General features: G+C 47.9%; 4 protein-coding genes. 3 read left to right on the top strand and 1 reads right to left on the bottom strand.

Translation table 11 applies throughout. The features are described 5' to 3' along the window. The first annotated feature begins 163 nt into the window (after positions 1-163). Positions 164-2188 (top strand): CHASE domain-containing protein, encoded by a 2025-nt coding sequence (locus J0895_RS01640; RefSeq protein WP_207086406.1) that lies wholly within the window; start codon positions 164-166, stop codon positions 2186-2188. A gap of 40 nt (positions 2189-2228) precedes the next feature. On the opposite strand, the gene J0895_RS01645 is transcribed toward J0895_RS01640, so the two are convergent. Beyond that, entirely contained in the window at positions 2229-3134 is a 906-nt protein-coding gene (locus tag J0895_RS01645) for a tetratricopeptide repeat protein (RefSeq protein ID WP_207086407.1), read from the bottom strand. Between the two features lie 557 nt (positions 3135-3691). On the opposite strand from J0895_RS01645, the gene J0895_RS01650 reads away from it, so the two are divergent. Together J0895_RS01650 and J0895_RS01655 are read left to right on the top strand one after the other, a co-directional pair. After that, the gene (locus J0895_RS01650; RefSeq protein WP_207086408.1) at positions 3692-5740 is read left to right on the top strand and encodes an elongation factor G; all 2049 of its coding nucleotides are present in this window, start codon (positions 3692-3694) and stop codon (positions 5738-5740) included. Between the two features lie 439 nt (positions 5741-6179). After that, a partial coding sequence (locus tag J0895_RS01655; protein ID WP_207086409.1) for a CHASE3 domain-containing protein occupies positions 6180-6552 on the top strand: 373 nt, incomplete at its 3' end.

The raw sequence follows: 6552 nt of genomic DNA on the forward strand, positions 1-6552 counted from the left end.
GTTTTAAAATGTTATTGTAGAACAGATTGTCCCACCCGTAGCGATTTTGGAACCCAATAGTGAGGAGTTAACAATTTTTAATCCTACCAAAATTTTTACCCCAGTAATTAGCAGGGTTTTACTAAGAGCGAATCCGGTTAAATTAGAAAAGATAAACGGTTCTATGGCAGTTCATTTGAAAGATTTTGGACAAATTAAAAACGCCCTTTTGCGAATCCGTCCCTACCTTCCGGTTGGGTTAACTTTACTCGTTGGTTTGTCACTGTCTGCGATCGCTGCCACAGGAGTTTATGAATGGGAGCGAAAATCCGCACAGGACAACTTAGCGCGACGCCGGGAAAGTATGACCGTCACCTTACAAAGCTATATTGAGGAATATCTCCAAGTGACCCGATCGCTGGGTGCATTATATGATATTTCGGGGCAGGTGACCGAGAAAAATTTTCAGCGGTTTTCCCAATCCTTTTTTGAAAATTACCCGGGAATTTTAGGGATGGCATGGCTAGAAAAAGTGCCGCAGGCACAACGGAGGGCTTTTGAGCAACGGATGCAAGCTCAAGGGAAGGAAAATTACCAGATTCGCGATCGCGCCCCCGATGGCAACTTAATCCCTGCGGGCGATCGCCCGGAATATTTTCCCATTATCTATGGACAACCCCCCAGTATCTATACAGGAGTGGTGCTGGGACTGGATCCCAGTTATGACCCCAGGGTGAGGGCAGCGATCATCAATGGAAAAAACCAGGGCAAGATATCGGTAACGGAACGATTTATGTTAGCAGATGGCAAGACTTATGGGGTGGCGATGTTTCGACCTGTTTACGAAGGAGGCGAGAATCCCCCGGGAATCGGCGATCGCAGCAATACCTTTAGGGGAACCACTTACACCGTCTATAGTCTCTCCAATTTATTGCAAAAGTCTCTAGGCGGATTAAACCTTCATCACCTGGATTTTTACTTACTCGACTCGGCAGGGGCGCCAGGTAATCAACTCCTAATATTTTATGACTCCAGGACCCAACAATTTATTGCCGATACCCGGCTAAAACAACCTGCAGCCCTGTCTCCGGAGTCTTTGTGCTATAAAAATCCCAGTCTTTGTACCCAGACCCTTCAGGTTGCCGATCGCCAATGGACCCTTTTACTCCGTCCCACCTCGACCTTTCAGGGATTTATGGGTAACACCTTAGCGACCCTGGCGATCGGGTTGCTACTCACCATAATCATCGCCATTTATTTAGGATTATCCATCCGCCGAACCACGGATTTAGAAGCCGCGATGCAGCAGTTGCAAAACACCCAAAGTCAACTGATTCAAGCGGAAAAAATGTCCTCCATTGGTCAATTAGTAGCCGGGGTGGCTCATGAAATTAATAACCCCGTGAGCTTTATCTACGGCAATGTTAATTATGCCGATGAATATGTCAAAGACTTACTCTTCCTGCTCGCCCTCTATCAAAAAAACTATCCTGAACCCGTAGCAGAAATTCAAGAAGAATCCGAAGCAATAGATGTAGATTTTCTGATAGAAGATTTACCCAAAACCATTAAATCTATGAGCGTCGGGGCCGAACGGATTCAAAATATCGTTTTGAGTTTGCGAAATTTTTCCCGCACCGATGAAGCGGAAATCAAGGCGGTAGATATTCATCAAGGTCTCAATAGTACCTTGATGATTTTGCAACATCGACTCAAAGCCACTGCAGGACATCAGGCGATTCAAGTGGTCAAAAAATATGCAGAGTTACCCTTGATAGAGTGCTATCCGGGGCAATTGAATCAGGTGTTTATGAATCTCCTGGCTAATGCGATTGATGCCTTAGAAGACACCCTGGCGCAAACTCCTTCAAAAGAATATATCCCCACCCTCACCCTCTGTACTGAAGTCCTGCAAAAAAGTCCAAAGGAAACCCCCAATGGGGGGAATTCGGTGAACCCCGAGTCCATTGTGATTTGGATTGAGGATAATGGTTTGGGGATTCCTCCAGATATTATTCCCAATATTTTCAACCCATTTTTTACGACTAAACCCATCGGGAAAGGAACCGGATTAGGGCTGTCTATTAGTTACCAAATTATAGTTGAAAAACATTTAGGCCAGTTAAATTGTTTTTCAACTATGGGAAAAGGAACAGAATTCCGGATACAACTTCCGGTGAATCCCAAGGGGCAAAACCACAGTTCGTAACCCAGAGCGATCGCCCCATTGTCAACACAGATCCAGGGATTTAGGGATTGCGCGATCGCTCTAACAGTCGTTCGGCATTCATAGCCCGTTCCGTATTCCCCTCCAAAGTATAAAGGTCTCGGGCATATTCCAATACTCGTTGAGCCTCGGTGAAATTCCCCTGACGCAGAAACACTAACCCAGCCCCATAATAGGCATTGGCATAATTGGCATTCCCTTCAGCCGCCCGCCGAAATGAGTCTAAAGCCGCATTCAAATCCCCTTGATTGTAAGCAATAAACCCCAGATGATAGTGCGCCGGAGCATGAGTCGGAGTAATCCCGATCGCCTGAGTAAACGCTGATTTAGCCGCGTCCAGTTTCCCTTGTTCGAGATAAACCAGTCCGAGATGATAGGACGGTTCTGGGGTCGTTGGACTATACTGCATCGCCTGCTGAAACGAAGCTGCTGCCGCATCCCATAACTGCTGTTGCTCCAGGACCAAACCGAGATTATAATGAGCTAATCCCATTTGGGGGTCCAAGGCGATCGCCCGTTGTAAATAATCCCGGGCGCGATCGAGATTATTCCCCTCAATCAGGGCCGCCCCCAAATTTGCAAAAGCCAGAGTAAAGCTAGGATCCGCTTGAGTCGCTTGGTAGAACGAATCCGCCGCCCCTTGTAATTCCCCGGATTGCCGCAGAGCCAAGCCCAGATTATAATGAGCCACAGCTAGGGTCGGGTCCAGTTGAGTCGCTCGACGAAACGCGGCGATCGCCTCGGATACCTGACCCGCTTGAATCGACCCCAGTCCTCGGTTTACCCAATCCAGGGCCGCCTGGGAATTCCCTTGGGCGACAGCGCGCATTTCTGGCATCCCATCCCACGACATCCACAGCAACGGCATCATCCAAATCCCCAGGGTCACGCCCACGATTCTTGCCCTTATGTTCCGTTGTAATTGCATCGCCCCTCCTGAGTTGCGAGTCGATGTGGTTTAACCTGGTTTTACTCTAAAATCCCTGCCGATGACTAGAGCATTGCCCACCTACCATAAGCAATTGTAGGGTGGGCAATGCCCACCTAGCATAAGGTGGGCATTGCCCACACTACTCCTGAAGAGGATAAAAAATCGGGGTATTTCACAAAATTTAGACGAATTAGCCCCAAATTAGGGCCATGAAGTCAGGTTTTCACCCCAACTGTACCCACATCCTCCTCAAGGCGATCGGCCCTTGCACCAAACCGTCACCGTTACAAAAATTTTCAAGGGATGACACTTCATTTAAATTCAAAAAATTTAAAAAAAAAGGATTAAACTTAGAAAAACAAGTCCCTCAATCAGTAATTCTTTGATCCAAAAATACGGTAATCTAAAATACATCAAGACCCATCCGAGAAGAGCTGATGCTGATTGCCTTGTTTCCAATAGAGTCAGGATAAGGATTTTACTTTAAATAGGCTATCCCCTTGGCCCTCTTACAATTTTTTTACTCTTTACTAACTAACTCACGGGAGTGAATCATGACCGAAAAAGTTGTCTCCGACGTGCGAAACGTCGCAATTGTAGGCCCATATCTGAGTGGAAAAACCACCTTACTCGAAAGCCTGTTGTTTGTAACAGGTGCAATTAATAGGAAAGGGAACGTCAAAGAAGGGACAACCGTTGGCGATAGTTCCGCCGAAGCGCGCGATCGCCAAATGAGTGTGGAGATATCCGCAGCCACCACCGAATACCATGATGTCCGCTTCACCTTCTTAGACTGCCCCGGGTCCATAGAATTTATCCAAGAAACCTACAACGCCCTCAAAGGGGCCGGTGCCGCCGTCGTCGTCTGCGAACCCGAAGTCAGCCGCGTCCTCACCTTAGCCCCCTTATTTAAGTTCTTAGATGACTGGGAAATCCCCCATCTCGTCTTTGTCAACAAAATGGATCGCGCCAAAGATAGCTTTATGGACGTACTCCACGCCCTCAAAGCCGTCTCCACCCGGCCCTTAGTCCCCCATCAATATCCCATTCTCAAAGGCTTGGACCCCGTTGGATTTATCGATCTCGTCACCGAACAAGCCTATCACTACCACGGTGGCAGCGACCCAGACCCCGTACCCATCCCCGAGGAACTCAAACAAGAAGAACATCAGGCTCGTCAGGAGATGTTAGAAGAGTTAGCCAACTTTGACGATCGCCTCCTTGAAGAACTCCTTGAAGAGATTGAACCCTCCCCAGATGAAATCGTCGCCGACCTTAAAATGGAATTAGGGGCCGATTTAATCGTTCCCGTCTTTATGGGAGTGGCGGATTCAGATTATGGCGTCAGACCCTTGCTCAATGCCCTGATTCGGGAAGCGCCGGAACCCACCACCACCGCCGATCGCCGGGGAATTACCCTGCATTCCGGTGAACCCTTAGCCCAAGTGATTAAAACTTACTACACCCCTCAAGGCGGCAAAATGTCCCTCGTGCGGGTGTGGAAAGGGGAAATCACCGATAACATGACCCTCAACGGCGTCCGGATTGGGGGAATGTATCGGATGAAGGGACAGCAAACTGAAACCATTCAGAAGGCGGTAGAGGGCGATATTGTTGCCCTGTCTCGCATGGAAGGGATTCAGACGGGAGATACCCTCACCACCGGCGAGGGCAATCTCAAATCGGAATTACCCAAAGCGGAGCAACTGCCCCCCGTCTTCGCCCTGGCGATCGCCCCGGAACGGCGCAGCGACGAAGTGAAAATCAGCGCCGCCTTGACCAAACTCCTGGAAGAAGACCCCGCCCTCGCCTGGGAACAAAATCCCGATACCCACGAGATTATCCTCTGGGGTCAAGGTGAAATTCACATCAAGGTCACCTTAGATCGTCTGCGGCGCAAGTACAACCTGCCGATGATTACCCAAGTCCCCCATGTTCCCTACAAGGAAACCATTCGCAAACCAGCGCCCCGGGTACATGGTCGCTACAAGCACCAAAGTGGGGGTCACGGCCAATTTGGAGATGTTTACCTGGACATTCAACCCATGCCTCGGGGGGAAGGGTATCACTTCAACGATAAAATCGTTGGCGGCGTTATCCCCAAACAGTATATTCCCGGAGTAGAAATGGGGGTGCGCGAGTACCTGAGTCAGGGACCGTTCGGATTCCCGGTGGTGGATATTGCCGTTACCCTCACCGATGGGTCCTATCACTCCGTGGATAGTTCAGAACAGTCCTTTAAACAAGCTGCACGTTTGGCAATGCAAGAAGGGTTGGCTCAATGTGAACCGACCCTGCTAGAACCGATCGCCTCCGTGGAGATTTGTGCACCGACGGACTTTACCTCGAATATGATGCAACTGATCAGCGGACGACGCGGCCAGATTTTAGGGTATGAACCCCTGGAAAACTGGAAATCCTGGGATAAGGTTTTGGCTTATTTACCCCAAGCGGAAATGCAGGATTTGATTGTGGAGTTGCGATCGCTGACAATGGGTGTGGGGTTCTTCCGCTGGAAGTACGATCACCTCCAGGAAGTCCCTGACAAACTCACCGATCGCCTCTTAGCCGCCGCAGCTAATGGCAAGGTCCATTCTAAATAATCGGTGAATTCCAAACCGGCAAAAGGGCTGAGTTTTTTCTCGACCTTTTGCCGGTTTTTTGGTCTCCCGGGTGCTGTTACTACAATTGGGCCCGTTGATAATCGTGGTTCTTTCTTATTTTCAAGTCCTCATCCATCAATTTAACCCCTAGTTGTTTGACGAGGGTTCAATGGCCTCAAATCCCCTTATCATTTTTTCAAAATTGTGATAAAATCAGAATTGTCAAGACAGTAAATCCGGTTTTTTGATATCGGGAGTTACTTCGTTCAAATTTTTGGAAAACTGCTACTAATTTTTGAAGGTTCAGGCATTTTATAGCAGTTTCCTGCCAAGGGTTACGCTTAACAAAACTTTGCTATTCAGGGGTAAAAGTCAAACAACGGATAAAGTTTTGAATTAGAATCTAACCCGCTTTAAAAATAGCACGCGAGGATTTTCAATGTTATTTAATTTAAAGTTAAAAGCCAGAATTTTATTAGGCTATTCCATCCCATTAATATTTTCTCTGACTTCCGCTGGCTTCTTTTTTGTGAGTAGCCAGCAAGTTCAGCAAGAAGTCAAAAAATCAGAAGATGGGGCAGCTATAGTCCGGGAGTCAGACCGTCTGTCTTTACAGTTAATGTCCATCCAACGCTCGGCAAGAGGCTACATTATCAATCGCGAAGAATTTATTCCCGAGGCAATTGAGTCAGACATAAAAAAGCTACAGGACTCGGCGATATTTTTACAGGGTCATGTCCGAGATGCTGACCAGAAAGCCAGATTAGACCGAATTTTAGAACTCAGTCAAAGAACCATTGAAGGGAATAAAA

This window comes from Phormidium pseudopriestleyi FRX01, from assembly GCF_017313335.1.
In the GTDB taxonomy this organism is placed as follows: Bacteria; Cyanobacteriota; Cyanobacteriia; order Cyanobacteriales; family Laspinemataceae; genus Laspinema; species Laspinema pseudopriestleyi.